Genomic DNA, 26,274 nt, shown 5'->3' with positions numbered 1-26,274 from the left:
ACCTTGAAATGGTAGCCGAGACAGGTGGGCCGCCCGCTTCCCGTTTTACAGGGTGGGAAGGGGGCGGCCGGTGGCTGGACGGGGCGGGCCGGGACTACGGCGTGCTCACGGCCGCCAGGTGGCGAGTACGCCCTCGTACAGCTCCGCGTCGGTCAGTTCGCGGGGGGTGGGGCCCGCGTGGAAGAAGGCGGTGTTGGGGGTCTTCAGCTTGCGCAGGTAGTCGAACGCCTTGTTGTCGTGCTCACCGAACGCGACGAAGGAGAAGAAGACCGTGGGGTGGCTCTTCGCCGCGGCGGTGAGGGCCTGGGTCGCGGGCGTCTTGGCGTCCGGGGCGCCGTCGGTCTGGAACACCACCAGCGCCGGGGTGCCGGGGGCGACGTGCTCGTCGTAGTGGGCGAGCACGGCCTCCACGGCGGCGTGGTAGCTGGTCCGGCCCATCCGGCCGAGGCCCGCGTGGACGTCGTCGATCCTCGTCGCGTGGTCCGGGGCGAGGGTCAGATCGGTGCTGCCGTCGACCTCCGTGGAGAAGAAGACGGTGTGGACCGTGGTCTCGGGGTCCAGGTGAGCCGCGAGGGCGAGGGCCTGGTCGGCGAGGGCCTGCGCGGAGCCGTCCTTGTAGTACGGCCGCATGCTGGCGGAGCGGTCCAGCACGAGGTAGAGCTTCGCGCGGGTCCCGGTGAGGTCGGTCTTCGCGAGCGGCTCGACGGCGGCGGTGTAGGCCGTGGCGAGGGCGGGGGCGACGGCCTGGACGGCGGGGAGGGGAGTGGCGGCGGCCCGGCCGGCGTCGTCGGCGGGTGCCTCCGGGGCGACCGGCTCGGCGGGCTCGCTGTCGGCGGTGACGGCCTCCTGGCCGGGCGCGGGCTCGGCGGGTGCGGCTTCGGAGGTCGTCGCGGCGGGCGCGGGCTCGGCGGGTGCCGCGTTCGTCTCCGGCTCGGTTTCGGCGGGTGCCGCCTTCGTCTCCGGCTCGGTTTCGACGGTTGCGGGCTCCGGCTCCGTCTCGGCGGCGACGGGTTCCGGTTCCGTCTCGGCGGGTGCGGCTGCCGGCTCTCGCTCGGTCTCGGCGTCGGGGGTGGCGGTCTCCTGGGCGGGCGTGGCCGCTTCGGTGGTCGCCGTTTCCGGCTCGGTCCCGGTGGGCTCGGCCTCGGCGGCTGCGGCGTCCGACTCCGGTTCCGCCTCGGCGGTTGCGGCTTCGGCCTCGGGGGCGGCGGTCCCCTCGGTGGACTCGGCTTCGGCGGTGGCCGCCGTTTCCGGCTCAGCCGCGGCTGGCTCCTCCTCGGTCACCGTCTCCTCGGTCTCGGTGACCGACTCCGCGTCCGCGGTCTGCGTCGGCTCCGCGGGGACGGCCTCGGCCTCCGATGTCTCCGGCATGGCCGCCGGGGCGTCCGCGTCTTCCGGGGCCGGTGCGGGTTCCGCCGCCTCTTCCTCGGCGGTCGCCTTTGCCCGGGGCTCGCCCGACTCGGTGGTCTCCGGCTCGTCCAGGGGGGACGGCGCCTGCGGGGTCACCTCGTCCGCCGGTGCGGGTTCCGTCGTCGGCGCTTCTTCGCCCTGCGCCTCGGCGCTGGTCTCGGCCCCGGCCTCGGGTTCCACCGCCTCGGTGTCGGTTTCCGGCTCAGCGGTCACCTCCGGCTCAGCGGTCACCTCCGCCTCGGTCTCGCCGGTCGGCTCGGACTCGCCCTCGGCAGCCGTCACGGCGTCCGCCTCGGCCTCGGCAACGGCGTCGTCCTCGACAGGCACGTCCGCCTTCGCCTCGGTGTCGGTGTCGGCCTCCGCCCCGGCAACGGCGTCGACCTCGGCCTCCGCCTCCACCTCGGCCTCGGTGTCACCTTCGGCCCCGGCCCCCGTGCCCCGCTCGGTCTCCGCGTCGGTCTCCGCCACCGGCTCGGCCGCCCGCCCGGTCTCCTCGGTGGCGGGCGTCCGTTCGGAAGTCGTCGTCTCGGTGGTCGACGCGTCGGGTGCGTCGTCCGCCGGGGCCGAGGGGTTCGGTACCCGGACCTTGTCGAAGGCGGCGGACACCAGTTCGTGTTCCCCGGCGGAGGAGTCGCGGGGCTCGGGGACCGTCGCCGTCGGCTCGGGAGCGGCCGGGTCGCGGGGTTCCGGAACCGTCGGCGTCGGCTCGGCCGAAACCGGCTCCACCGCCTCCACCGGCTCCACCGGCTCCACCGACTGCGCCGGCTCGGCCGGGGGCTGGGCCGTCGCACCCTCTGCCTCGGCGGCTCGGGACTTGCGTGAGCGGCCGAATGCGTTCCGCAGGAGAGTGAGAATGCCCATGTGTGCAACCCTTCGCGTGAGGTGACACCGTCAATCGCTGGCCAGGACGGACACGTAAGGTTAGCGGCCCTGGATGTCCGCGGTGTGGCCCCGAACCCTCACGGCGCACCGTCGACGCGTGCCAGGAAATCCCCCAGCACCCGGTTGAACTCCTCGGGCCGCTCCAGATTGGGCAGATGGGCCGCCCCCTCGACGACCTCCAGGGTGGAATCGGGGAGGGATCGCGCCAGGGACTCGGCGTCGGCGACGGGGGTGTAGGTGTCGTCGGCACCCACCACCACCAGCGCGGGGACCGTCACCCGTGTCAGCAGGCCCCGGTAGTCGGGGCGTTCGGCCCGCCCGCGCAGGGACGCCGCCGCGCCCGGGGCGGCCGTCGCGGTCATCATGCCGTGGACGTGCGCCTTGACCTCCGCGCGCGCGTACGGCGCGACCATGCGGTCCAGCACCTCGTCGGCGTAGCCGCGCATCCCCTCCGCGAGCAGCCGGTCCGCCATCGCGTTGCGGTTCCGTACGCCCTCGGGGGTCTCCGGCTCGGCGAAGGTGTCCGCGAGGACCAGGCCCCGGATCCGGTCGCCGAAGCGGTCGTGGCACTCCATGGCGATCTGGCCGCCCATCGACAGCCCGGCCAGCACGAAGGTGTCGACGCCCAGGAAGTCGAGGAGTTCGGCCACGTCCTCGGCGTGGCGGGAGAGCGGGACCTTGCCGGGAGTGACCGGTGAGGCGCCGTAGCCGCGCAGGTCGGGGGCGACGACCCGGCGGCCGGCGGAGAACTCCGCCACCTGCGGGTCCCACATCGTGCGGTCGAAGGGGTGTCCGTGGATCAGCACCAGGGGGCAACCGGCGGAAGCGGAATCACGGCATTTGTCGGTGAACGCGAGGTACGGGGGCATGTGATCGACCCTAGGCGGGCCCAACTGCTCGGTGCAATAAGATCTTTGCCCTCGGTGCAATCGCGGGCTCGGCCGACGTGCCAGACCAACAGGGGGACCGATGAACGACTTTCGGCGGATCGCCGACCGGATAGCCGCCGACATCGCGAGCGGGCGGCTGCGCCCGGGGCAGCGGCTGCCGCCGCAGCGCGCCTTCGCGCGGCGGCACGGGCTCGCGCCCTCCACGGCGGGGCGGGTGTACGCCGAACTCGTGCGCCGGGGACTGGTGGTGGGCGAGGTCGGGCGGGGCACCTTCGTGCGGGCCACCGCCCCGGACGGACAGCCGGGACACGCCCTGACCGAGGCGGCGGCCGGGGCACCGCCGGTGAACCTGGAGCTGAACTACCCGGAGGCGGCGGGGCAGTCGGAGGCACTGGCCCGGACGCTCGCGCCGCTGCTGCGGCCGGACGCGCTCGGGGACGCGCTGCGGCCGGCCGGGGCCGCCGGTACGCCGGCCGCTCGGGAGGCGTTCGCCGCGCTGCTCGACGAGGGCGGGGTGCGCGCCGACCCGGCGCGGATCCTGTTCACCGGGAACGGCCGGCAGGCGATCGCCGCCGCGCTCGCCTCGCTGGCCCGCCCCGGCGACCGGGTCGGGGTGGAGCCGCTCACCTATCCGCTGGTCAAGGAGATCGCCGGCCGGCTCGGGCTGAGTCTGGTGCCGCTCGCCATGGACGAGGAGGGCGTCCGCCCGCAGTCCGTCGCCGCCCTCCACCGCACCGCGCCGCTGGCCGCCCTCTACCTCCAGCCGACCCTGCACAACCCGACCGCGCTGACCATGGGAGCCCCCCGGCGCGCCGAGCTGGCGGACGTCGTCCACAGGCTGGGGATACCGGTCGTCGAGGACCGGATCTGGTCCTTCCTGGAGCCGGGACCGCACCGGGTCCCGCCGCTGGCCGCGCTCGCGCCGGACCTCGTCCACCTCGTGGACGGGCTGTCCAAACGGGTCGCGCCCGGTCTCACCGTCGGGTTCGTCGTCGTACCGCGGGGGCGGGGCGAGGCGGTGGCGCGGGCCGTCCGGGCCGGGGGGTGGAGCGCGGGCGGGTTCGCGCTGGCGGCGGCCGTGCGCTGGCTCGCCGAGGGAACCGTGGACCGGCTGGTGGCCGCGAAGCGGCGGGACGCGGCGCGCCGGCAGCGGCTGGTCGCCGAGAAGCTGGCCGGCTTCGCGGTGCGCTCCGACCCGGCCGCCTGTTTCGCCTGGTGGCAGCTGCCCGCGCCGTGGCGCGCGGACACCTTCACGGCGGCCGCGCGCGAACACGGGATCGCGGTCACGCCCGGTACGGCCTTCTCGGTGGGGCCCGGCCGTGCCCCGGACGCGGTCAGGCTTGGGCTCGGTTCGGTTCCGGAGCCGACGCTGGCGCGGGCTCTGGAGACCCTCGCCACCGTCGCACGAGCCGGGCGGGGCGCAGATTCCGGGTCAGCCAGGTGGTGAGGGCCACCGTGAGGCCGAGGCCGAGCAGCAGCCAGGAGACCGTGCGCAGGGTGCCGGTCAGGGCGTCGTAGACGGCGCCGGCGGCCGGGCGGGGCACGTCGGCGGGCAGGTCGGCGAGGGTGAGTCGGCGGCCGATCGCCACGGCGAGACCGAGCAGCGCGCCGCCGAGGGCGGTGCCCAGCGCGGTCGCGGCGATGGCCCGGCGGCGGCGGACGGCCAGGGCGATCCCCGCGGCCGCGAAGGCCACGGCCGCCACCGGCAGCCAGAATCCGGCGACTTCGAGCACGTGGAACCCCTTTCGGAGCGACGTCAGTTCGTCGGCCGGGAGCACGGCGACAGTGGTGTGCTGCACCGGGATACGGGCGGCGAGCGGTATGTGCTCGTCGCTGAGCTGCTGTTTGACCTGGGCGGTGACGGGGGCGAGGTCGACGGTGACCGGCTCGGCGGCCGCGTCGTCGCGATCGTCGCGCAGCGCCCGCAGCACCGCGTCGTGGGTGACCCGGTTGCCGGTGTCCCAGGCCAGCCGGAAGGCCTCGGTCTGGGTGAAGGAGCGCACCGCGTCGTGCACGAACGGGCGCACCGAGCCCCGCAGCGGGCCGACGTCCAGCCGGTGGTCCACCTCGTGGAGCAGGCTGTCCCCGACGGCGTTCGCGACGGCCTCCCGCACGTCCGGGTCGGTGGCGAGCGGGGCCATCGTGGTGACGTACCGGCCCGTGTCGGTGAGCCCGTACGCCGCCCAGACCGCCAGCGCGCCGAACGGCACGAGCAGGCAGGACAGGGTGATCAGTACGGCCGACAGGGCGCTCCTGAGGCGTTGCGGCACCCTTTCAGGCAACGGCCCGCGGGGCCGGGACGCTACCGGGGGGCGCCCGTCCGGGCGACCGCCGCACGGGGGCGCGGCCTCAGCGGATCCGCCGTCCGAAGGCGTCCTCGCGGGTGTAGTACCGGTAGAAGAAGACGATGAAGGTGGCCGCCGCGACCAGCAGCGAAATCAGCGCGGTCCGGGCGACGGAATGGCCGGCCTGGCTGTACAGGAAGCCGAACGCGCAGCCGACGAACGCCGTCCACAGCAGCGCGTGCACCTCCCGGATCATCCGTGGGGCCAGCGCCAGCAGGGCGCTGCACAGCACGGCGAAGACGAGGAAGCTGGCGAAGGCGAGCAGAAGGTTCCAGCCGGTGACCGGGCCGCCGGAGCGGTTTATCTCCGCGACCCAGAAGCCGTAGATCAGGCCCAGCACCACCGGGACCGCGATCCGGCCGATCCGGTGGGTGCGGGCGTCGAAGACATCGGGGGTACGGCGCTGGTCGGGGGAGGTGGCGGCCTGCACCTCGGGCGCCGGGGCGCGCCGGGGGATGCCACCGGGTGCGGGTGCCGCATGGGTCATGTGAGCACTCCTCTCTCCTCGCCCCCCGTTCGCCTTCCAATGCACACCTGTGCGCCCGCCCCGGCAACTCGGACGGCGGAACCCCGGCAGACCGGACCGCCCCGCGAGACCGGAGCGGGGGTGCCCGGATGCGTGCCCCTTTACCCGTGTTTGTCGACCGAACCTGGAGACTCGGCCGATGTGAACCGGATGACGTACGAGCGGCACCGCCGACGGCGGCTCTGCGGACAGGGTTACGCCTGGCTGCTGCCGTTGCTGCTGCTCGTCGGCATCGTGCTGCTGGACTTCAACACGGGTGCGGAGTACCGGTTCGTCTCCTGGATCGTGCTGGTGCCCGGCATCGCCGCCGCGGTCTGCGGGGTGCGCACCACGGCCTGCTTCTGCGTGGTGTCGCTGGTGGCGTACGTGCTGGTGGACAACGCCTGGCCGGACCAGTACAGGGCGGGCTTCGCCGACTTCCTCCTGGTCGCGCTCGGCGGTGCGCTGGCCACGGTGGTCTCGGCCCTGCGGGTGCGCCAGGAGCGGCACATGCTGCGCATGGAGGACGTCGCGGCGGCCACGGTACGGGCCGTGCTGCGCCCGCTGCCCGAGCGCTGGGCGGGCCTCGAACAGGCGGGCGCGTACTTCCCCGCCGACGTGGAGGCGCAGGTCGGAGGCGATTTCTACGACATCCAGCCCGGGCCGTACGGCACCCGGGTGCTGGTCGGGGACGTCCAGGGGAAGGGGACGGGCGCGGTGGAGGCGGCGGCCGCGCTGCTCGGCAGCTTCCGCGAGGCGGGCTACTACGAGAAGGATCTCGGGACGGTCGCCGAGCGCCTGGAGATCCGGATGCTGCGGCTGCGGATCCACGCCACCGCGATCGGCCGCCGCGACGGGGACCGGTTCGCCACCGCGGTGCTGGTCGCCTTCTCCCGGGACGCCCCCGACACGGTCGAGATCGTCAACTTCGGGCACGAGGCGCCGCTCGTGGTCGGCCCGCGCGGGGTGCGCGAGCTGTCCTGCGGGGACGGACTGCCGGTCGGCCTGAGCGACCTGGTCGGCGGGCTGCCGCCGGTGCACCAGGTACCGCTGGCCGAGGACGAGACGCTGCTGCTGGTCACGGACGGGGTGACCGAGGCCCGGGACCGCCACGGCGAGTTCTACGACCTGGTCGGCGACGTCGCCGAAGCCGTCGTGGCCGATCCGTGCTGCGCCGAGCCCCAGCGCCTGGTGCGCCGCGTCCACGAGGGTGTCCGGCGGCACAGCGGGGGCGTGCTGGCGGACGACACCACGATCTTCGCGCTGCGCCGCCTCCCGGCCGGTGACGAAGGACCGCGGCCGGCGGTGTTCCCGGGGTGGGACAGCGAGGGATGGCTGGCGGAGCGGGTGTGGGCGGGCGACGACCCGGAACGGGGAAGTTCGGCGTCCTGAGGCGCGTCGGGGCGGTCGCAGCGGTTACGGTGCTGGCGGGAGAGTGCGGATCCACAGGGACCGCAGGGCCTACAGGGGGAGGGACCATGCCCGGAACCGTGCTGCTGCTCGCGGCCGCGCCGCTGGGCCGGGGACGCCTGGTGGACGCGGCCTCCGTGCTGCCGGTGCTGGCCGCCGTCGCCCCCGCCGTGCTGTCCGGCACCGACACCGCCAACGTCGTGGAACTCGCGGACCCGGTGGACCCGCAGGGCGTGCTGACCCGGCTGCGGGCCGCGGCGGCCGCGCCGGGGCCGCTCACCGTGTACCTCACCGGCCAGCTGCACCTGGACCGCCGGCAGCGGCTGCCGCACCTCGCGCTGGCCCGCACCACGCCGGCCACGGTCCGCTACACCGCGCTGCCCTGGCACTGGATCCGCGAGGAGCTGCGGCTGCGGCCGCCGGGGCAGACCGCGCTCCTCCTCGATCTGCACGCGGACCCGGAGGCCTGGCGGCACCTGCACGAACAGCCGCTGGACGCGGGCCGCACGGCCGCGGTCTACGGCCGCGTCGCACCGCCGCCCGGACGCCGGGGGCCGGCCGAGCCGACGTACATGAAGACGGTCGCCACCCTGCTGCGCAGCGGTCACCGCCCGCCGCTGGACGAACTCCACCACCAGGCCCTCGCCCGGATCGCGGAGGAGACCTCCGTCAACGTCCTCCTGGGACCGCCCCAGGTCGCCGCGTACGCCGGTCCCGGGTGGACGGGCCCCGCCGTGCCGGCCGGCGGGTTCGGCGCGGTGGCGGACGCCGGGCACCCCGGCGGGTATGCGGGGACCGGGGCGATCCCGGGGCCGCGGACGGACGCGCCGGACGCGGTGCCGGCCGGCGGTTCCGGTCCCGTGTCCGCCGACGCGGTCCGGCCGGATTCCGGCGCGGCGGCCGACGCCGGGGATGTGGCCGGGGACGCGGGCGTGGCCGGGCCGGCGGAGCCCGGCGCGGGCGGGGGGCCGGGGGACGACGCGCGGGCGGAGGGCTCCGCCGCTCCGCCGCCGGCCCCTGCGGACGGGCTCCCGGAGGCCGGGGGCGATCCGCACGTCGCCATCAGTGACGCCGTGCGGGACGGGCGGCACGAGGAGGCCGACGCGATCGCGGCGCGGCTCCAGGAGGCGGCCGTCGGGGAGCACGGGCCGGCGTCCGAGGACGCGCTGCACTGGGCCGAGGTGCGCGCCGACCTCGCGATGTTCGCGGGGGACGCGGGGCGCAGCTGCCGGGGCTGGATGACGGTGGCCGAGACCAGGCTCGCGGCGGGGCAGGCCCCCGACGCGCCCGCCGTGGAGGCCGCCGTCGACCGGGCGCACCACCAGTGGGGCCGTATCGGCGACACCGCGCGGGCCCGTGAACTGGGGCCCGCGCTCGCGGAGCTGCGCTCCAGGGTGCCGGGGCGCAGGCAGGGCGCGCTGGAGGACGTACGGCGGCAGCTGCGCGAGTTGCAGCGGACCTGACCCGGCTCACGCCTCCGACAGCAGCGCCAGTGCCCCCGACACCAGGGTCCGCACGCCCGGGGCGACGGTGGCCGGGTCGGGGGCGAAGCGGGGGCTGTGGTTGCTGGGGACGGCGGCGAGCTTCTCGGCGAGGGTGTCGCCGGACGCGAGGTCCCAGACGTCGGCGGGCGTGGTGGTGACGAACCAGTACGAGTAGGGGATGGCGCTGTTCAGCGAGAACTCCGGGAAGTCCTCGCTGCCCATCGCCGGGCCCGGGTCGAACACCGTGCCCGCGCCGAAGACCTCGCCGTGCACGGCGGCCACGGTCCGGTCGGTGTCCGCGTCGTTCACGGTCATCGGGAAGGTGTTGCCGAGGGTGACGTCGGGCTCGCGGGGGCAGCCGGCGGCCAGGCACTCGCCCTGGGCGATGCGCCGGATCGCGGCCAGCATCCGCTGCCGTACCGCCTCGGACTGGGTGCGCAGGTTGAGCGCGATGCGCGCCTCGCCGGGGATGATGTTGTGCCGGGTGCCCGCCTCGATCCGGCCCACCGTCAGCACCGCGGACTCGCCCGCCGCGACCTCCCGGGAGACCACCGTCTGAAGCCGGGTGACGAGGTAGGCGGCGGTCACCACCGGGTCCACCGTCGCCTCCGGGCGCGAGCCGTGCCCGCCCCTGCCGTACACCACGATGTCCACGTCCGTCGCGGCGGACATGATCAGTCCCGGCGCGTGCGGGTACAGCCCCGCCGGGCCCGGCGCGGCATGCTGGCCGAGCAGCACGTCGGGCCGCCCGAACCGCTCGTACAGCCCGTCCGCCAGCATCCGCTGGGCGCCCTGCCCGGTCTCCTCGGCGGGCTGCCCCACCACCAGCAGCGTGCCGCGCCAGGTGTCCCGCCCCCGCGCCAGCGCGGCCGCGGCCCCGGCCAGCCAGGTGACGTGCAGATCGTGGCCGCAGGCGTGCATCACCCCGTCCGTGGCGGAGGCGTACGGCAGTCCGGTCGCCTCCGGAACCGGCAGCGCGTCCATGTCGGCGCGCAGCAGCACGGTCGGGCCGTCGCCGTTGGCCAGCCGGCCCACGACCCCGGTGCCGCCGACGCCCTCGGCCGTCTCGAACCCCGCGTCCGCCAGCCGGCCGGCCAGCTTGCCGGCGGTGCGGTGTTCGCGCAGGGACAGCTCGGGGTGGCGGTGCAGATCGCGGTAGAGGTCCTCCAGGCCGGCGACCGGGAGGTCGGCGGTGAGGTCCAGCGCGGTGCGGGCGGCGGCAGAGGTCATGCGGGCAGGGTAGGCGGGTCCCGTGGTTTCCGACACCGGTTGTTCAGTGCCGGGACGCCGGCGCCTCAGCGGTGGTCCGCACGGCGGGAGCGGCCGGTGCCGTGGCGCGGGCCGGGCCGGCGTTGGCCGCGAGGATGAGCGAGGTGGCGGCGACCACGGCGGCGGCGACGGCCCTGCGCGCGGTGGAATTCCCGCGGGAACCGGGTGTACGTCCGGACACGGCGACCTCACAACACGACAGCGGCGTATTAAGCAGGTTTAACCCGCCGTTTAACCTAGAGGCAGCGGGAGCCGAACAGCAAGGCGGACAAGGGGAGTTGGGGGTGCCGGTGGTGCGGGAAAGGGACGATCCGGGAACGGTGGGACGACGGGTGCAGCAGTTGCGCGCCCAGCGCGGGCTCACCCAGCGGCAACTGGCGGAGCCGGCCTACACCCCGGCGTACATCTCCACCCTGGAGGCGGGCCGGGTGCGCGCCTCCGACGAGGCGCTGCGGCACATCGCGGACCGGCTCGGCGTGAGCTTCGAGGAACTGGCGCTGGGCCGCCCCGCCCACCTCGCCACAAAGCTGCGGCTGCGGCTGACCGAGGCGCAGCGGCTGCTGGCCGACGGCCGGGCCGAGGAGGCGGCGGCGCGCTACGCGGACCTGCTGGCCGAGGCGGAGGCGCACGCACTCGTTCCCGAACAGGCCGCCGCGCTGCTGGGGCTCGGCGAATGCGCGCTGGAGACGGGCGCGTTGACGGATGCCCGGACCCACTTCGAGCGGGCCGAGGAACAGCTCGCCGACGCCTCCCCGGCGGCCCGCGCCCCCGCCGTGCGCGGCCGCGCGGTCGCCCACTACCTGGCCGGCGAACTCCGTTACGCCGTCTACCTGCTGGAGACCACCCTCGGCGACCGGGTCCTGGGCGGTCAGGTCGTGCGCCCGGTAGGGGTCCTGCTCGTAGGCGTCCTGGAGGTACATGTCCGCCGCTTGCTGCGGCGGCACCTGGCCGGGGTCGGGCGGCGTCTCGGGGTAGCCCGAGCCGGCCGCGCCCTGGCCGCGGTCACCGTCGTACGGCGCGTTCATGCCTTACCCCACCTCATCGTCCCGGGCCCACCGGCCACGACATCGCTCAACGGTCCACTCTCTCACCCGTCCCGGACGGGTCGGTGCTTTCCGGTGCGGTGTCCGGCGCAGGGTCACTCGGCTGCTCCGGGTCGTCTGCCCCGGAGGTGGAGTCGGACTCCCCCGGGAGACGGTCCCCGGGCCCGCCGGGGTTCCCCGGCTCGTCGGAGTGCTCCCCCGCCTCGCCCGGTCCGCCCTCCCCGGCCTGGCGGGCGGCCGCGCGCTTGCGCTGGGTGTACATCCGGAAGCCGGCGAGGACGAGGAGCAGCACACCGCCGCCGATGACCAGCATCACCGTGGGCGTGACCTCGGTGACCTTCACGTCGAAGGTGACGGGAGCGCCGTACTCCTGGCCGTCCTCGGTGTACAGCTGGGCGATCACCGTCGCCCGGCCGTTGGCGTTGGCCGACGTGCTGAACTTCACCGACTGGGCGTGGCCGCCGGCGATGTCGACGGATTGCTCCGCGTAGGCCTTGCCGCCGATCTTCAGACGGGTCGGCATGGTCGAGCTGAGGCGCAGCACCAGATGACCGACCGGCTGGACCAGGTTGTTCTGGACGGTCACCGGGATGGTCGCGCTGCGTCCGGAGAGCTTGGTCTCGGACTTGTCGATCAGCTTGACCTGCCGGGCCAGGTCGTCGAGCCACGACTCGACCCCGCTGCGGTAACTGTCGCCCGCCTCTTCCTGGCCCCGCCACGACGTGGACATCCCGCGGTTTATGGCCCGCCCGAACGGGGTCACCACACGGGACTGGTCGGAGAGGATCACCTGGAAGTTGTCGAGCTTGTCCTGGGTGCGGGCGATCTGCCCGAAGGCGGAGACCGGCAGCTCCTGGCGGCGCAGGGCGGAGGGGTAGGCGGAGGTCGATGGGATGCGCGTGGTGGCGTTCGGGTCGGGCTTGGCCTTGGCCGCGGCTGTCAGGTCCTGGGCCTGGGACCACGTGCCGCCTTGGAGCGCCTTCACCGCCGTGGCCATCGCCTGCGCCTGGTCCGCGGTGGGCATGCGCTGCGGTGCGACGACGATGCTGCGCTGCTGGTCGGTCTGGGCGTTGATCTCCAGGCTCTGGGCCAGGAACTGCTGCACGGCGAGCGTGGCCGGCCCCGCCTTGGTCAGATCGCCCTCGAAGGCCGTGGACAGCTTGGCGTCCGCGACGATCGCCGTGGTGCCACCGCCGACCGGGCGGGCCGCCGAGGGGGTGTACGACAGCCCGGCGGTGTCCTGGAGGCTGTCGCTGCGGGCGATCACCCGGTCGGCACCGGCGGAGGTCGCGACCCTCATGATCGAGGGATCCACGGCGCCGTCCACGGGCCAGGCGTAGTCCGTGCTCGGTGTGACGTGGAGCACGGTCTTGACGGTGGTGGCGGCGACGTCGGTGGCGTCCTTGAGATGGCTCAGGGAGCCGGTGACGCTGGTGCCGCGGTGGGCGAGGGAGGCCAGGTCCGGGTCGGCGAAGGGCAGCGCGACCACCTCCTTGCCCACGACCGCCTTCTGCAGATCGGCCAGCCACTGCTTGGCGAGCGCCTGGTGGTCCTTGGGTCCGGGCGTGGTGGTGTCGCCGTCGCCCGGCAGCTGGTAGTTGCCGGATGCCATGGCGTCCACGGAGGCCAGCAGGTCCGGGTCGATCACCCAGGTGACGTCCAGGTCCTTGCCCAGTTCGACCATCCTGGCCAGGCGGCCGCCCGGCGCCAGCTCCTTGGCCAGGTCGTCGTTGAGGAACTCGGGCGTCTGCAGCTCCCCGGCGCCGGTCCTGGCCGTCAGATGGACGGTGGACAGCAGGGGCCACAGGAACGTCGTCCGCGTCTTGGTGCCGGCGTCGGACGGCTGCCACGGCAGGAAGGTCCGCTGCACGCCGAGCAACTGCTGCCAGGGTTGTGCGGAGGTCTGCCCGGACAGGCCGACCCCGAATTCATAGACGCCGTCCGCGCCGAGGTCCAGCTTGTCCACCGGGACGGAGATGCTGAAGTGCTCGGCGACGCCCGGCGCCAGCTTGGTGAACTTCTGCTCGTACTTGCCGCCGACCTCGGTGCCGGCGGCGCCCTGGAGATCGTCGGGATGGCGGGCCACCGCGCTGATCTCCGAGCGGGTGTTCAGCATCGGGCCGACCCGCAGACCCACGTGGGCACCGGTGACGGTCTGCTTGCCGTTGTTGGTCACCGTGCCGGAGACGGTCAGGGTGTCGCCGTCGGTGGGGGCGTTGGGGGTCAGTGAGTCCAGGGAGACCGACACGGGGTCCCCGGACGCGGCCTGGGCGGGCGCGGCGGCGGGCAGCTGGAGCAGCCCGGCCAGCAGTGGCGCCCCGGCGAGCAGCGCTCCGGTGCGCCGCAGCCAGCGGCGCGCAGGTGAGGCACTGGTCCCCTGGAAGTCAGCCGCCTCGGCCACGCGCTCGCCCGTCCCTCGTCGTCGTCAGTGGTCGTCGGAATGTGCGTCCCCGCATGGTAACGATGCGCGCCGAGCGGAAGTGCCGCGGTCTCCGTCACAAGATCGCCAAGCGGCGGCGACCCGTCCTCTATATCCAGTATCGAGGGGAGAGGGGTCGTACGCCGCAAGAGCAGTGCTTGCGCCGGTATGCCGGGAGCTGTCCGCTCCCTGCGCCGGAGGGGCGTCCCGGACCTTATGGGGGAGCCCCGGAGGGCCTGGGGCACGTACCCTCTTCTGTTGTGCCGAACCCCAACGAAGACACTCCCTCCGCCCTGAGCCAGGCGCAGCAGCGCGCGGTCACCGAGCTGCTGCGGGTGGCGCCGGTCGCCGACGATCTCGCCCGCCGATTCCAGGAGGCCGGGTTCTCCCTCGCCCTGGTCGGCGGGTCGGTGCGCGACGCACTGCTCGGCCGGCTCGGCAATGATCTGGACTTCACCACCGACGCCCGCCCCGAGGACGTACTGAAGATCGTCCGGCCCTGGGCGGACGCCGTCTGGGAGGTGGGGATCGCCTTCGGCACCGTCGGCGCCCAGAAGGACGGCTATCAGATCGAGGTCACCACCTACCGGTCGGAGGCGTACGACCGCACCTCACGCAAGCCCGAGGTGTCCTACGGCGACTCCATCGAGGAGGATCTGGTCCGCCGGGACTTCACGGTCAACGCGATGGCCGTGGCGCTGCCGGAGAAGGAGTTCATCGATCCGCACGGTGGCCTGGACGACCTCGCGGCACGGGTGCTGCGGACGCCGGGCACCCCGGAGGACTCCTTCTCGGACGACCCGCTGCGGATGATGCGCGCCGCCCGCTTCGCCGCCCAGCTGGACTTCGAGGTCGCCCCCGAGGTCGTCACCGCCATGACGGACATGGCGGGACGCATCGAGATCGTCTCGGCGGAACGGGTCCGGGACGAGCTGAACAAGCTGATCCTCTCCGAGCACCCGCGCAAGGGGCTGACCCTGCTCGTCGACAGCGGGCTCGCCGGTCATGTGCTGCCCGAGCTGCCGGCGCTGCGCCTGGAGCGTGACGAGCACCACCGGCACAAGGACGTCTACGAGCACACGCTGATCGTCCTGGAGCAGGCGATCGCGCTGGAGGAGAACGGCCCCGACCTCGTGCTGCGGCTGGCCGCGCTGCTGCACGACATCGGCAAGCCGCGCACCCGGCGCTTCGAGAAGGACGGGCGGGTCTCCTTCCACCACCACGAGGTGGTCGGCGCCAAGATGACCAAGAAGCGCATGACCGCCCTGAAGTACTCCAACGAACTGGTGAAGGACGTCTCGCGGCTGGTCGAGCTGCATCTGCGCTTCCACGGCTATGGCACCGGGGAGTGGACGGACTCGGCGGTCCGCCGCTACGTCCGCGACGCGGGTCCCCTGCTGGAGCGCCTGCACAAGCTGACCCGCTCCGACTGCACCACCCGCAACAAGCGGAAGGCGGCGGCGCTGTCCCGGGCCTACGACGGCCTGGAGGACCGCATCGCGCAGTTGCAGGAGCAGGAGGAGCTGGACGCGATCCGCCCGGACCTCGACGGCAACCAGATCATGGAGATCCTGGGCGTCGGCCCGGGCCCGGTGATCGGCAAGGCGTACAAGCACCTGCTGGAGCTGCGGCTGGAGAACGGTCCGATGGAGCACGACGCCGCGGTGGCCGCACTCAAGGAGTGGTGGGCCGGGCAGGACTGAGCGGAGAGCCCGGCCGGTGTTTCACGTGAAACATCCGCCGGGCAGGCCGTACCGAGGGCCGATGTTTCACGTGAAACATCGGCCCTCTTCGCGTGTCCCCGTCCCGCGCAGCCGCTCGAAGTACGCCAGGAAGACGGCCACGGCCGCGTAGATCACGGCCACCAGGGCGACCAGCGCCGGTGATCGGCCGTCCGGCGGGAGTATCAGGGCGGCCACACCGGCGGCACCGACGAAGGCCACATTGAAGAGCACGTCGTAGACCGAGAAGACCCGGCCCCGGAAGCCGTCGTCCACACCGGCCTGGACGATGGTGTCGGTGGCGATCTTTGCTCCCTGGGTGATCAGCCCCAGCACGAACACCGCGACGAGCAGCGGTGCGGTCGCGAAGGGCAGGCCGAGCGCGGGTTCCAGCAGCGCGGCCGACGCCGAACACACCATGATCCAGCGGATCGGTCCCAGCCGTCCCGCCGCCCAGGGCGTCACCACGGCCGCCGCGAAGAATCCCGCACCGGACAGGGCCAGCGCCAGGCCGAGCAGCCGCAGTCCCTCCTCGGGCGTCGCCGCGAGCGAGTAGCGGCACAACATGAGCAGCAGAACGAGGAGCGCGCCGTAGCAGAAGCGCATCAGCGTCATCGAGCCCAGCGCCCAGGCCGCGTCCCTGCGCCCCTGGGTTGCCAGATGCTTCATGGCCGCGAGCAGATCGCGTGCCGTGTCGGCGAGCGCGGTCGTCAGATGAGGTTGCAGCTGCCGCCGGTCGGGGCCGAGGAGGGAGGGGGGCATGCTCAGGGAGACGGTCGCCGCGCACAGGTAGAGAAAGGCACCCAGCAGCACCACCGCGGCGTCGGACCCCGAGGACAGCAGCCGTACCACGAAGGCGAGTCCGCCGCCGACGGTCGCGGCAAGCGTGCCGGCCGTCGGGGACAGTGAGTTGGCGATCACCAGCCGCTCGGTGTCGACCACCCGGGGCAGGGCCGCGGACAGTCCGGCGAGGACGAAGCGGTTGACGGCCGTGACACACAGCGCGGAGGCGTAGAAGAGCCAGGCCGGTACCTGGCCCGCCATCAGTACGGCGGTCGCGGCGGCCAGCAGCGCGCGCAGCAGATTGCCGTGGACGAACACCTGGCGGCGCCGCCAGCGGTCCAGCAGGACGCCCGCGAAGGGACCGACGAGTGAATAGGGGAGCAGCAGCACCGCCATCGCCGAGGCGATCGCGGCGGGCGAGGTCTGTTTCTCCGGGGAGAAGACCACATAGGCGGCGAGCGCGACCTGGTAGACCCCGTCGGCGCCCTGGGACAGCAGACGGACGTACAGCAGGCGCCGGAAGTACCGCAGGCGCAACAGGACGCGCAGGTCACGGACGACGGGCATGGGGCTCAGCCTCACATATGCGGAAGGTCCCCGGGTCGGGACCCGGGGACCTTCACAGCCCTGGCAGGAGCGATTTTTGTGCGAGCGGTTCCACGCCGGGGCGCGTCGCGTCACGCGCCGGCCGGCGCGCCGCGCCGGGCCGAGTTAGCGCTCGACCTCGCCGCGGATGAACTTCTCGACGTTCTCGCGGGCCTCGTCGTCGAAGTACTGGACCGGCGGGGACTTCATGAAGTAGGAGGACGCGGAGAGGACGGGGCCACCGATGCCCCGGTCCTTCGCGATCTTCGCGGCGCGCAGGGCGTCGATGATGACACCGGCGGAGTTCGGGGAGTCCCAGACCTCGAGCTTGTACTCCAGGTTCAGCGGAACGTCACCGAAGGCGCGGCCCTCAAGGCGGACGTACGCCCACTTGCGGTCGTCCAGCCAGGCCACGTAGTCGGACGGGCCGATGTGGACGTTCTTCTCGCCGAGGTCCCGGTCGGGGATCTGGGAGGTGACGGCCTGCGTCTTGGAGATCTTCTTGGACTCGAGGCGCTCGCGCTCGAGCATGTTCTTGAAGTCCATGTTGCCGCCGACGTTCAGCTGCATCGTGCGGTCCAGGATGACACCGCGGTCCTCGAACAGCTTGGCCATGACGCGGTGCGTGATGGTGGCGCCGACCTGGGACTTGATGTCGTCACCGACGATCGGCACACCGGCCTCGGTGAACTTGTCCGCCCACTCCTTGGTACCGGCGATGAAGACCGGAAGGGCGTTGACGAAGGCGACCTTGGCGTCGATGGCGCACTGGGCGTAGAACTTCGCCGCGTCCTCGGAGCCGACCGGCAGGTAGCAGACCAGGACGTCGACCTGCTTGTCCTTCAGGATCTGGACGACGTCGACCGGCTCGGCGTCCGACTCCTCGATGGTGGCGCGGTAGTACTTGCCGAGACCGTCGAGGGTGTGGCCGCGCTGCACGGTGATGCCGGTGTTCGGCACGTCGCAGATCTTGATGGTGTTGTTCTCGGAGGCGCCGATGGCGTCCGCCAGGTCGAGGCCGACCTTCTTGGCGTCCACGTCGAACGCGGCCACGAACTCGATGTCACGCACGTGGTAGTCACCGAACTGCACGTGCATCAGACCGGGGACCTTGGCCGCCGGGTCGGCGTCCTTGTAGTACTCGACTCCCTGCACCAGCGACGCGGCGCAGTTGCCCACGCCGACGATGGCTACGCGAACCGAACCCATTCCGGTTGCTCCCTGTGTGTACGAGTGAGGCCCTGACTGGGACTCACGTGGCGGTGTCGTCGGGCGTATCCGTCCGGGAGGTGTCCCCCGGACGGGGCAGGCCGCCCGTCGATCCAGTGGTGGTGTCCTGTTGAGCGGACCCCCCGGACGCGGAACCCCTCAGGTCCCGTCCGGCTCGCTCGCTCTCGATGAGCTCGTTCAGCCAGCGCACTTCGCGCTCCACGGACTCCATCCCGTGGCGCTGGAGCTCAAGTGTGTAGTCGTCCAGCCGCTCCCGCGTACGAGCCAGGGAGGCGCGCATCTTCTCCAGGCGCTCCTCCAGGCGGCTGCGCCGGCCCTCCAGCACGCGCATGCGCACATCGCGCGAGGTCTGCCCGAAGAAGGCGAACCGTGCGGCGAAGTGCTCGTCCTCGTACGCGTCGGGACCGGTCTGCGAGAGCAGGTCCTCGAAGTGCTCCTTACCTTCCGCCGTCAACCGATAGACGATCTTGGCGCGGCGTCCGGCGAGGGGAGCGGCGAGGGCGTCCTCGTGGGTGTTGCCCGGCTCCTCGGTCAACCAGCCGTTGGCGACCAGCGTCTTGAGGCAGGGATACAGGGTTCCGTAGCTGAACGCACGGAACACACCCAGGGACGTGTTGAGTCGTTTACGCAGCTCGTAGCCGTGCATGGGGGACTCGCGCAGCAGGCCGAGCACGGCGAACTCAAGGATGCCGGAACGCCGGCTCATCGTCGCCTCCTCTCGGCCCGCGGGTCCTCCGCGGGTCTCTCCGTGCCTCTCAACGCATCTTTATCTCGCGCTGATGTATCGACTCGATACATCCAGACGATAGAACGGCGTATCGCACGGGACAAGGGGGGCGGTGGTGAACGGGATCACATAACCGATTCGTAGGAGGCAACTTGCCTGGTTTGCGGTGAACTTCGGGGCTCGGCGGGTTTTGGCGGTGCGTAGTCTGTGCGGCATGCAGACCACCGGGAACCATGCGACGCCTGGGGAGCGTCGTCGTCCCCGGTGCAGTACGGGTGAATGTGCGACCGACCGCATCCGTACGCCGGGGGGACCGGAAACCAGCCGCCGTTCCAGGCGCGCACGGGTGCGCCTGCCCGAGGAGTAATCGTTCGATGAGCGAGCACCGTCGCAAACCGCCGCAGCCGCAGGGAGGCGGACGTGCCGCGGCCCGACGTGGCCAGCCAGGCTCGTCCCCCGGCCGCCGCGCGGCACCGCGAGGCGCCAGCGGATCGCCTGCCGACTCTCCGGGAGACGCGGAGCGGCCGCTCGGCGGCCGCGCCGAGGCCCGGCGCGCCGCCCAGAGAAACGGGGGCGGGCGCCGCAGGGCCGATCCCGGGGGCCGCCGCGGTGGTCCGGGCGGTCCCACCGGCCCTGGACGGGGCCGGGGACGCACGGCACCGCCCGGCAAGAAGCGGTTCATCGACTATCCCCGCGCGGGCAAGTACGGATGGCGCCGCTGGGTGCCCTCCTGGAAGCTCGTGTCGGGCATGTTCATCGGCTTCATCGGCTGTCTGGTGGCCGTGGCCGGCATCGGGTACGCGATGGTGAGCGTCCCGGACGTGGCCAAGACGGCGACGGCGCAGAACAACGTCTACTACTGGTCCGACAAATCGGTGATGGTCGCCACCGGCGGTGAGACCAACCGCCAGATCATCAACTACGAGGACATCCCCAGGGAGATGCGCTACGCCGTCATCTCCCAGGAGAACAAGACGTTCGAGACCGACAGCGGTGTCGACCCGGCGGGCATCGGTCGCGCGATCTTCAACATGGCCCGGGGTGGTCAGACCCAGGGCGGTTCGACGATCACCCAGCAGTACGTGAAGAACGCCATGCTGGACGACCAGTCGCAGACCCTCTCCCGCAAGTTCAAGGAGATCTTCGTCGCGATCAAGGTGGGCGCCACCGTGCCCAAGCCGAAGATCATGGCCGGATACCTGAACTCGGCGTACTTCGGCCGCGGCGCCTACGGCATCCAGGCGGCCTCCCGCGCCTACTTCAACGTCGACGCCAAGGACCTCAACCCGGGTCAGTGCGCCTTCCTGGCGGCGATGCTGAAGGGGGCCACCTACTACGACCCGGCGGGCGCGACGTCCCTCGACCCCAACGCCACGGCGCAGGCCAACCAGAAGCGCGCCCTGGGGCAGATGCAGGACACCCTCGACAAGATGGTCAAGTACGGCCATCTGAGCGCCACCGAGCGCGCCAAGTACCGCACCCTGCCGCACTGGCAGAACCCGCGGTCCAACAGCCGGCTCAGCGGCCAGATCGGTTACCTGGTCGACCTCGCCAAGTCCTACCTGATCAACAACAGCGACAAGACCCACGTCACCGCCGACGATCTGCAGAAGGGCGGCTACCGGATCTACACGACCTTCGACAAGAAGAAGGTCAACGCGCTGGAAGCCGCCGTCAAGCGCGTCCGGGACGCCAACATCAAGCCCAAGCAGCGCCCGGATACGGACACCTACGTCCAGTTCGGCGGTGCCTCGGTCGACCCGACGTCGGGCGCCATCAAGGCCATCTACGGCGGTGAGGACGCGACCAAGCACTTCACCGACAACGCCGACTCGACCGGTGCCCAGGTGGGCTCGACCTTCAAGCCCTTCGTGCTGGCGGCCGCGATGAAGTGGGGTGTCCGCGACCCGCACGGCCCGGAGAACCAGGGGCCCGACCAGCGCACCATCGCCTCCCCCAAGAGCCTGTACAGCGGCAAGAACAAGCTCAAGATCGAGAAGTACGACCACACGGTCTGGACCGACAAGGACGGCAAGGAGTGGCTCCAGACCAACGACGGCGATGACAACGTCGGCAACCCGCCGGACTACAAGATCGATCTCCGCGAGGCGATGCAGTTCTCGGTGAACTCCGCCTATGTGCAGCTCGGCATGGACGTGGGCCTGGACAAGGTGAAGCAGTCCGCGCTGGACGCGGGTGTGCTGGAGAGCAGCCTGGCCAGCGCCAACTACCCGTCCTTCTCGATCGGTACCTCCGACCCGAGCGCCATCCGCATGGCCGGGGCCTACGGCACCTTCGCCGCCAGCGGCAAGCAGAACGACCCGTACTCGGTCGACCGGGTCGAGAACAAGGACGGGGTCGTCTTCACGCACAAGGCGGCGCCAAAGGACGCCTTCGACCCGAACGTGGCGAACAACGTCACCGACGTCCTGCGGACCGTGGTCGACAAGGGCACGGGCACCAGTGCCCGGCTGCCGGGACGCGAGGTGGCGGGCAAGACCGGTACCACCGACGGCAACAAGTCGGCCTGGTTCGTCGGCTACACCCCGCAGCTGTCCACCGCGATCAGCATGTTCCGCCTGGACGACAACGCGAACAACAAGCAGCGGACGTTCCTGGAGATGTACGGAACGGGCGGCCAGAAGAAGATCCACGGTGCCTCGTTCCCGGCGGAGATCTGGCACGACTACATGGCCGAGGCGCTCCAGGGCCAGCCGGTGCTGTCCTTCCCGGCGCCCCAGCCCATCGGCACGGTGGTCAACCCCGAGCCGACCCCGACGCCGACCCCGTCGGCCACGCAGAGCCCGTCCTCCAGCCCGAGCACGAGCCCGTCGCCGAGCGACAGTGGGCCCTCCCCGAGCCCGTCGGCCAGCCAGTCCTGTGGTTTCTTCGGCTGCAGCGACGGCGGCAACGGCAACGGCAACGGTGGCAACAACGGCAACGGCGGGGGCAACGGCGGTCCCGGCGGGGGCGGCCCCGGCGGGGACGGCGGTCCGTCGCCCTCGACATCGGCCACCGATCCCAATGGGGACAACCGGGGCACCGGCCCGGGAGGCTTCTGGGGGAACCCGACAGGCTGACCCGGTCGTCCGGCCGATCGGCGGTCATATCGCCCGCCGTGTGCGTTTCACGTGAAACATGGGCCGCCGCACCCGCGAGGTGCGGCGGCCCTCCGCGTTTTCCTGGACGGGTACGGCAGGATGTGGCCCATGCCCAGTGCAGAGACGACACCCGCGGGCGTGCGCGAGCCCGAGCCGGAGCGGTCCGCCCCATCGGAGCCGGTGCGGCCGACCAGGGAGGACGAGGTCGCGGCGGCCGGCAGTGAGCTGATCGGCGGCCCCGTCGGGCGCTATGCCCGGCTGAGGACCTCCTGGTGGACGCCCGCGCGGGTCGTCGCACTGGTGGCGATCGGCATGTTCGCCCTCGGCCTGGTCCAGAAGGCGCCGTGCTACCACAGCGCCTGGTTCTTCGGCGCGAGCTCCCAGTACACGAAGGCCTGCTACTCGGACATCCCGCACCTCTACCAGGGCCGTGGCTTCGCCGACCACCTCGTGCCCTATTTCGACAAGCTCCCGGACGACCTCTCCGGCGGCATGGGCTACCTCGAATACCCGGTCCTGACCGGGGTGTTCATGCAAGTGGCCTCCTGGCTGACCCCGCACGGCGGCAGCATCCAGGACCAGGAGCAGTGGTACTGGTTCGTCAACGCCGCCATGCTGATGGTCTGCACGGCCGTCCTCGCCGTCTGCGTGGCCCGCACCCACCGGCGGCGCCCCTGGGACGGCCTGCTGGTCGCCCTGGCGCCCGCCGCCGCGCTGACCGCCACCATCAACTGGGACCTGCTGGCGGTGGCGCTGACGGCCGCCGCGATGCTGATGTGGGCCCGTCGTCGCCCGGTCGCCTTCGGCGTCCTCCTGGGGCTCGCCACGGCCGCCAAGCTCTATCCCGTCTTCCTGCTCGGCCCCCTGCTCGTGCTGTGCTGGCGGGCCGGCAAATGGCGGGAGTACGGGCAGGCCGTGACAGGAGCGGTGGTCGCCTGGCTGGTGGTGAACCTGCCGGTGATGCTGTTCGCCTTCCCGGGCTGGTCGAAGTTCTACACGTTCAGCCAGGACCGGGGCGTCGACTTCGGCTCCTTCTGGCTGATCTGGTCCCAGAACTCCAGCAACCCGCCCGGCACCGGCTTCGTGAACACGGCGGCGACGGTGCTGGTGCTGCTGTGCGCCCTCGGCATCGCCGTGCTCACCTTCACCGCACCCCGCCGGCCGCGCTTCGCCCAGCTGGCCTTCCTGATCGTCGCGGTCTTCGTCCTCACCAACAAGGTCTACTCGCCGCAGTACGTGCTGTGGCTGGTGCCGCTGGCGGCCCTCGCCCGGCCCAAGTGGCGGGACTTCCTGATCTGGCAGGCGTGCGAGGTGGCGTACTTCCTCGGCATCTGGATGTACCTCGCGTACACGACCAGCGGGGACGCCCACAAGGGGCTGCCGACGCACGGCTACCACTGGGCGATCGCGCTGCACCTGCTGGGCACGCTGTACCTGTGCGCCGTCGTCGTCCGCGACATCGTGACGCCGGAACGGGACGTGGTGCGCCGGTCCGGGGACGACGACCCCTCGGGCGGGGTGCTCGACGGGGCGGACGACGTCTTCATCCTGGGCGCGGCGGCCCGGCCGCCCCGGCACGCCACCCGCCACGAGGCCCCGCAGGTGGACTGGGGCAGGCCGGACTCGGCCCCCCAGCAGGGCGGTTCGCTCTGAGCGAACGTCTTTCGAGGGCATGAAGAAGGCCGTACACGGTGCGCCGTGTACGGCCTTCTCGTCGGACTGGGGCCTCAGCGGTCCACGATGCGGTCGAACTGCGTGGTGGTGTGCCGCAGATGGGCCACCAGCTCGTCGCCGACCTTGGGCTCCGCGGCGTCCGAGGGGACGAACAGGATCGACACCTGCATGTGCGGCGGCTCGGCGAACCAGCGCTGCTTGCCGTCCCAGACGAACGGGGAGAGGTTCCGGTTGACCGTGGCCAGACCGGCGCGGGCGACGCCCTTGGCGCGCGGCATGACGCCGTGCAGGGCCTTCGGGGCCTCCAGGCCCACCCCGTGTGACGTACCGCCCGCCACGACCACCAGGAAGCCGTCGGAGGCGGCCTTCTGCTGCCGGTAGCCGAACCGGTCGCCCTTGGCCACCCGTGTGACGTCCAGGACGGCACCGCGGTACTCGGTCGCCTCGTGGTCCCCCAGCCACAGCCGCGTGCCGATGCGGGCGCGGAACCGGGTCTGCGGGAACTGCTGCTGGAGGCGGGCCAGTTCGTCGGCCTTGAGGTGGCTGACGAACATCGTGTGCAGCGGCAGCCGGGCCGCGCGCAGCCGGTCCATCCAGCCGATGACCTCCTCGACGGCGTCCGAGCCATCGGTGCGGTCCAGCGGCAGATGGATGGCGAAGCCCTCCAGGCGGACGTTCTCTATGGCCTGGTGCAGCTGCGGCAGGTCCTGCTCGCTGATGCCGTGCCGCTTCATCGAGGACATCACCTCGATGACGACCCGGGCGCCCACCAGGCCGTACACGCCGTCGATCGAGGAGACCGAGCGCACGACCCGGTCGGGCAGCGGCACGGGCTCCTCGCCACGCCGGTAGGGCGTCAGCACCAGCAGGTCACCGCTGAAGAAATCCTTGATGCGCGCGGCCTCGTACGTGGTGCCGACGGCGAGCAGGTCCGAGCCGAGCCGTGTGGCCTCTTCCGACAGCCGTTCGTGCCCGAAGCCGTAGCCATTGCCCTTGCAGACCGGGACCAGGCCCGGGAACTGCTCCTGCACATGCTTGTGGTGCGCCCGCCAGCGCGCGGTGTCGACGTAGAGCGTGAGCGCCATGGCCGGACCCGGACCCTTTCTCGTGGCTGAGGTGTATCGGGGGTGTGAGTGCTGTGAACCCTATGGAATCAAACGCCGGCTGCTCAGCGGCGCGACATGTAGATGTCGAGCGCCTTGTGGAGCAGCTTGTTCAGCGGGAAGTCCCATTCGCCGAGGTACTCCGCGGCCTGGCCGCCCGTGCCGACCTTGAACTGGATCAGGCCGAACAGGTGGTCGGACTCGTCCAGGGAGTCGGAGATGCCGCGCAGGTCGTAGACGGTGGCGCCGAGCGCGTAGGCGTCGCGCAGCATCCGCCACTGCATCGCGTTCGAGGGCCGCACCTCGCGACCGATGTTGTCGGAGGCGCCGTAGGAGTACCAGACGTGGCCGCCGACGATCAGCATCGTCGCCGCGGAGAGGTTCACGCCGTTGTGCCGGGCGAAGTACAGCCGCATGCGGTTGGGGTCCTCGGTGTTGAGGGCCGTCCACATGCGCTGGAAGTACGACAGCGGCCGGGGCCGGAAGTGGTCGCGCACGGCCGTGATCTCGTACAGCCGCTGCCACTCGGCGAGGTCCTGGTAACCGCCCTGGACGACCTCGACGCCGGCCTTCTCGGCCTTCTTGATGTTGCGTCGCCACAGCTGGTTGAAGTTCTTGTGGACCTCTTCCAGGGAACGGTTCGCCAGCGGCACCTGGTAGACGTAGCGGGGCTGCACGTCGCCGAAGCCGGCGCCGCCGTCCTCGCCCTGCTGCCAGCCCATGCGGCGCAGCTTGTCGGCCACCTCGAAGGCGCGCGGCTCGATGAAGTCGGCCTCCAGGTCGCGCAGGCGCTTGACGTCCTGGTCCTGGATGCCCTTCTTGATCGTCTCGGCGTTCCAGCGCCGGATGATCACCGGCGGGCCCATCTTCACGGAGAAGGCGCCCTGCTGCTTCAGGTGCGCCAGCATCGGCTGGATCCAGTCGTCCAGGTTCGGCGCGTACCAGTTGATGACCGGGCCCTCGGGCAGGTAGGCGAGGTAGCGCTTGATCTTGGGCAGCTGACGGTAGAGGACCAGGCCCACACCGACCAGCTGGCCGGTGCGCTCGTCGAACCAGCCGAGGTTCTCCGAACGCCATTCCGCCTTCACGTCTGCCCAGGCCGGGACCTGCATGTGACTCGCCGACGGCAGGCTCTGGATGTAGGCCAGATGTTGCTCGCGGCTGATGGTCCTCAGGGTCAGGCTCATGTCGGGGCGCTCCTCGGGCTGGTGTGTCCCCATGGGTACAGGGGCTCCGGCTCTCGCGCCGAAGCCTACTGCCCGGGTGAGCGCCCCGACCGGGCGGACGGCTCAGAAGGGCCGCCCGCAAGGGGCCGGGTCAGAAGAGCCCGCCGAACAGGCCGCCGTTCGACATGCCGATCAGCAGGCCGATTCCGGAGGCGCCGAGACCCAGGACGAGCCCGAAGCGCTCGCGGGTGGTCACCGAGACCCACTGCCCGTACGCGCCGGTGAGGATGCCCACCAGGCCGGCCCAGGACGTGAGCAGGTGCAGGCCGGGGAAGAACGCGGTGATGAAGGACAGCAGGCCCAGGACCAGCGTCACGGCCATCAGGATGTCCGGGAGTGGATGGGTCTTGCCGTCGCTGGCGAAGAGGGATCCGGCGGTGTTCGGCTGCAAAGCCTGTGCCATGGGGCACCTCCTGCGGAAGGCGGCGCATCGTAGCGCCGTACACACCCGACGCGTACAGATTGACGGC

The 26,274-nt window shown here is 72.0% G+C and carries 19 protein-coding genes and 2 pseudogenes; 7 read left to right on the top strand and 14 right to left on the bottom strand.

What is annotated here, in order from left to right:
- Nucleotides 1-105: 105 nt before the first annotated feature.
- Nucleotides 106-2,268 carry a VWA domain-containing protein gene (locus HZZ00_RS36695; RefSeq protein WP_180330297.1) on the bottom strand — a complete coding sequence of 721 codons (2,163 nt, stop codon included), beginning with the start codon at nt 2,266-2,268 and terminating at the stop codon, nt 106-108.
- 98 nt (nt 2,269-2,366) lie between these two features.
- Nucleotides 2,367-3,158: an alpha/beta fold hydrolase gene (locus HZZ00_RS36690; protein WP_180330296.1), complete on the bottom strand. Its 792-nt coding sequence runs from the start codon at nt 3,156-3,158 to the stop codon at nt 2,367-2,369.
- 100 nt (nt 3,159-3,258) lie between these two features.
- On the opposite strand from HZZ00_RS36690, the gene HZZ00_RS36685 reads away from it, so the two are divergent.
- Nucleotides 3,259-4,626, top strand: a complete 1,368-nt coding sequence (locus HZZ00_RS36685; RefSeq protein ID WP_180330295.1) for a PLP-dependent aminotransferase family protein — start codon at nt 3,259-3,261, stop codon at nt 4,624-4,626.
- Here HZZ00_RS36685 and HZZ00_RS36680 read toward each other — a convergent pair.
- Nucleotides 4,514-5,449, bottom strand: coding sequence for a hypothetical protein (locus tag HZZ00_RS36680; RefSeq protein WP_180330294.1), 936 nt, complete (start codon nt 5,447-5,449; stop codon nt 4,514-4,516). The genes HZZ00_RS36685 and HZZ00_RS36680 overlap by 113 nt on opposite strands.
- Before the next feature lie 79 nt (nt 5,450-5,528).
- Nucleotides 5,529-6,011: a hypothetical protein gene (locus HZZ00_RS36675; protein ID WP_180330293.1), complete on the bottom strand. Its 483-nt coding sequence runs from the start codon at nt 6,009-6,011 to the stop codon at nt 5,529-5,531.
- Nucleotides 6,012-6,200: 189 nt separating this feature from the next.
- Between HZZ00_RS36675 and HZZ00_RS36670 the strand changes: the two genes are divergently transcribed.
- Together HZZ00_RS36670 and HZZ00_RS36665 are read left to right on the top strand one after the other, a co-directional pair.
- Entirely contained in the window at nt 6,201-7,421 is a 1,221-nt protein-coding gene (locus tag HZZ00_RS36670) for a PP2C family protein-serine/threonine phosphatase (RefSeq protein WP_180330292.1), read from the top strand.
- Nucleotides 7,422-7,507: 86 nt separating this feature from the next.
- On the top strand, nt 7,508-8,902 hold the full coding sequence (locus HZZ00_RS36665; protein ID WP_180330291.1) for a hypothetical protein: 1,395 nt from the start codon (nt 7,508-7,510) through the stop codon (nt 8,900-8,902).
- A 6-nt stretch (nt 8,903-8,908) separates the two neighbouring features.
- Here the strand turns inward: HZZ00_RS36665 and HZZ00_RS36660 are convergent, their stop codons facing one another.
- Together HZZ00_RS36660 and HZZ00_RS36655 are read right to left on the bottom strand one after the other, a co-directional pair.
- The gene (locus HZZ00_RS36660; protein WP_180330290.1) at nt 8,909-10,153 is read right to left on the bottom strand and encodes an amidohydrolase; all 1,245 of its coding nucleotides are present in this window, start codon (nt 10,151-10,153) and stop codon (nt 8,909-8,911) included.
- 43 nt (nt 10,154-10,196) lie between these two features.
- On the bottom strand, nt 10,197-10,373 hold the full coding sequence (locus tag HZZ00_RS36655) for a hypothetical protein (RefSeq protein WP_180330289.1): 177 nt from the start codon (nt 10,371-10,373) through the stop codon (nt 10,197-10,199).
- A gap of 112 nt (nt 10,374-10,485) precedes the next feature.
- On the opposite strand from HZZ00_RS36655, the pseudogene HZZ00_RS36650 reads away from it, so the two are divergent.
- Nucleotides 10,486-11,061 (top strand): annotated as a pseudogene (locus HZZ00_RS36650) (helix-turn-helix domain-containing protein); the annotation flags it as partial.
- On the opposite strand, the pseudogene HZZ00_RS36645 reads toward HZZ00_RS36650, so the two are convergent.
- Together HZZ00_RS36645 and HZZ00_RS36640 are read right to left on the bottom strand one after the other, a co-directional pair.
- A pseudogene (locus HZZ00_RS36645) lies at nt 11,038-11,217 on the bottom strand (hypothetical protein); the annotation flags it as partial. The pseudogenes HZZ00_RS36650 and HZZ00_RS36645 overlap by 24 nt on opposite strands.
- A gap of 46 nt (nt 11,218-11,263) precedes the next feature.
- Nucleotides 11,264-13,636: a DUF6049 family protein gene (locus HZZ00_RS36640; RefSeq protein ID WP_180330288.1), complete on the bottom strand. Its 2,373-nt coding sequence runs from the start codon at nt 13,634-13,636 to the stop codon at nt 11,264-11,266.
- Between the two features lie 278 nt (nt 13,637-13,914).
- Between HZZ00_RS36640 and HZZ00_RS36635 the strand changes: the two genes are divergently transcribed.
- Nucleotides 13,915-15,357, top strand: a complete 1,443-nt coding sequence (locus HZZ00_RS36635; protein WP_180330287.1) for a CCA tRNA nucleotidyltransferase — start codon at nt 13,915-13,917, stop codon at nt 15,355-15,357.
- 66 nt (nt 15,358-15,423) lie between these two features.
- Here the strand turns inward: HZZ00_RS36635 and HZZ00_RS36630 are convergent, their stop codons facing one another.
- The 3 genes from HZZ00_RS36630 to HZZ00_RS36620 form a co-directional block, all read right to left on the bottom strand.
- Nucleotides 15,424-16,725, bottom strand: a complete 1,302-nt coding sequence (locus HZZ00_RS36630; protein WP_180330286.1) for an MFS transporter — start codon at nt 16,723-16,725, stop codon at nt 15,424-15,426.
- Nucleotides 16,726-16,869: 144 nt separating this feature from the next.
- Nucleotides 16,870-17,952, bottom strand: a complete 1,083-nt coding sequence (locus HZZ00_RS36625; protein ID WP_070028837.1) for an inositol-3-phosphate synthase — start codon at nt 17,950-17,952, stop codon at nt 16,870-16,872.
- A gap of 43 nt (nt 17,953-17,995) precedes the next feature.
- The gene (locus HZZ00_RS36620) at nt 17,996-18,679 is read right to left on the bottom strand and encodes a PadR family transcriptional regulator (RefSeq protein WP_070028836.1); all 684 of its coding nucleotides are present in this window, start codon (nt 18,677-18,679) and stop codon (nt 17,996-17,998) included.
- A gap of 395 nt (nt 18,680-19,074) precedes the next feature.
- On the opposite strand from HZZ00_RS36620, the gene HZZ00_RS36615 reads away from it, so the two are divergent.
- Both HZZ00_RS36615 and HZZ00_RS36610 read left to right on the top strand, forming a co-directional pair.
- Complete coding sequence (locus tag HZZ00_RS36615; protein ID WP_180330285.1) at nt 19,075-21,780, top strand: transglycosylase domain-containing protein; 2,706 nt, start codon at nt 19,075-19,077, stop codon at nt 21,778-21,780.
- 129 nt (nt 21,781-21,909) lie between these two features.
- A complete protein-coding gene (locus HZZ00_RS36610; protein WP_180330284.1) occupies nt 21,910-23,454 on the top strand; it encodes a glycosyltransferase family 87 protein in 1,545 nt (514 codons plus the stop codon).
- 74 nt (nt 23,455-23,528) lie between these two features.
- On the opposite strand, the gene HZZ00_RS36605 is transcribed toward HZZ00_RS36610, so the two are convergent.
- From HZZ00_RS36605 to HZZ00_RS36595, 3 genes are all read right to left on the bottom strand, one after another.
- On the bottom strand, nt 23,529-24,560 hold the full coding sequence (locus HZZ00_RS36605) for an alanine racemase (RefSeq protein WP_070028834.1): 1,032 nt from the start codon (nt 24,558-24,560) through the stop codon (nt 23,529-23,531).
- Nucleotides 24,561-24,643: 83 nt separating this feature from the next.
- Entirely contained in the window at nt 24,644-25,765 is a 1,122-nt protein-coding gene (gene femX, locus HZZ00_RS36600) for a peptidoglycan bridge formation glycyltransferase FemX (RefSeq protein ID WP_070028833.1), read from the bottom strand.
- A gap of 130 nt (nt 25,766-25,895) precedes the next feature.
- Nucleotides 25,896-26,207, bottom strand: a complete 312-nt coding sequence (locus HZZ00_RS36595) for a hypothetical protein (protein WP_070028832.1) — start codon at nt 26,205-26,207, stop codon at nt 25,896-25,898.
- Nucleotides 26,208-26,274 lie beyond the last annotated feature (67 nt).

Source organism: Streptomyces sp. NEAU-sy36 (genome assembly GCF_013423905.1).
GTDB lineage: Bacteria > Actinomycetota > Actinomycetes > Streptomycetales > Streptomycetaceae > Streptomyces > Streptomyces misionensis.
The sequence above is the reverse complement of the archived record's forward strand: the minus strand, read 5'-3'. Positions and strand labels throughout refer to the sequence as shown.

Excerpts from the sequence above, each read along its gene's own strand:
- HZZ00_RS36695 (WP_180330297.1), bottom strand. The coding sequence starts at position 2,268 with ATGGGCATTCTCACTCTCCTGCGGAACGCATTCGGCCGCTCACGCAAG.
- HZZ00_RS36690 (WP_180330296.1), bottom strand. The coding sequence starts at position 3,158 with ATGCCCCCGTACCTCGCGTTCACCGACAAATGCCGTGATTCCGCTTCC.
- HZZ00_RS36685 (WP_180330295.1), top strand. The coding sequence starts at position 3,259 with ATGAACGACTTTCGGCGGATCGCCGACCGGATAGCCGCCGACATCGCG.
- HZZ00_RS36675 (WP_180330293.1), bottom strand. The coding sequence starts at position 6,011 with ATGACCCATGCGGCACCCGCACCCGGTGGCATCCCCCGGCGCGCCCCG.
- HZZ00_RS36670 (WP_180330292.1), top strand. The coding sequence starts at position 6,201 with ATGACGTACGAGCGGCACCGCCGACGGCGGCTCTGCGGACAGGGTTAC.
- HZZ00_RS36665 (WP_180330291.1), top strand. The coding sequence starts at position 7,508 with ATGCCCGGAACCGTGCTGCTGCTCGCGGCCGCGCCGCTGGGCCGGGGA.
- HZZ00_RS36660 (WP_180330290.1), bottom strand. The coding sequence starts at position 10,153 with ATGACCTCTGCCGCCGCCCGCACCGCGCTGGACCTCACCGCCGACCTC.
- HZZ00_RS36630 (WP_180330286.1), bottom strand. The coding sequence starts at position 16,725 with ATGCCCGTCGTCCGTGACCTGCGCGTCCTGTTGCGCCTGCGGTACTTC.
- HZZ00_RS36625 (WP_070028837.1), bottom strand. The coding sequence starts at position 17,952 with ATGGGTTCGGTTCGCGTAGCCATCGTCGGCGTGGGCAACTGCGCCGCG.
- HZZ00_RS36620 (WP_070028836.1), bottom strand. The coding sequence starts at position 18,679 with ATGAGCCGGCGTTCCGGCATCCTTGAGTTCGCCGTGCTCGGCCTGCTG.
- HZZ00_RS36615 (WP_180330285.1), top strand. The coding sequence starts at position 19,075 with ATGAGCGAGCACCGTCGCAAACCGCCGCAGCCGCAGGGAGGCGGACGT.
- HZZ00_RS36610 (WP_180330284.1), top strand. The coding sequence starts at position 21,910 with ATGCCCAGTGCAGAGACGACACCCGCGGGCGTGCGCGAGCCCGAGCCG.
- HZZ00_RS36605 (WP_070028834.1), bottom strand. The coding sequence starts at position 24,560 with ATGGCGCTCACGCTCTACGTCGACACCGCGCGCTGGCGGGCGCACCAC.
- femX (WP_070028833.1), bottom strand. The coding sequence starts at position 25,765 with ATGAGCCTGACCCTGAGGACCATCAGCCGCGAGCAACATCTGGCCTAC.
- HZZ00_RS36595 (WP_070028832.1), bottom strand. The coding sequence starts at position 26,207 with ATGGCACAGGCTTTGCAGCCGAACACCGCCGGATCCCTCTTCGCCAGC.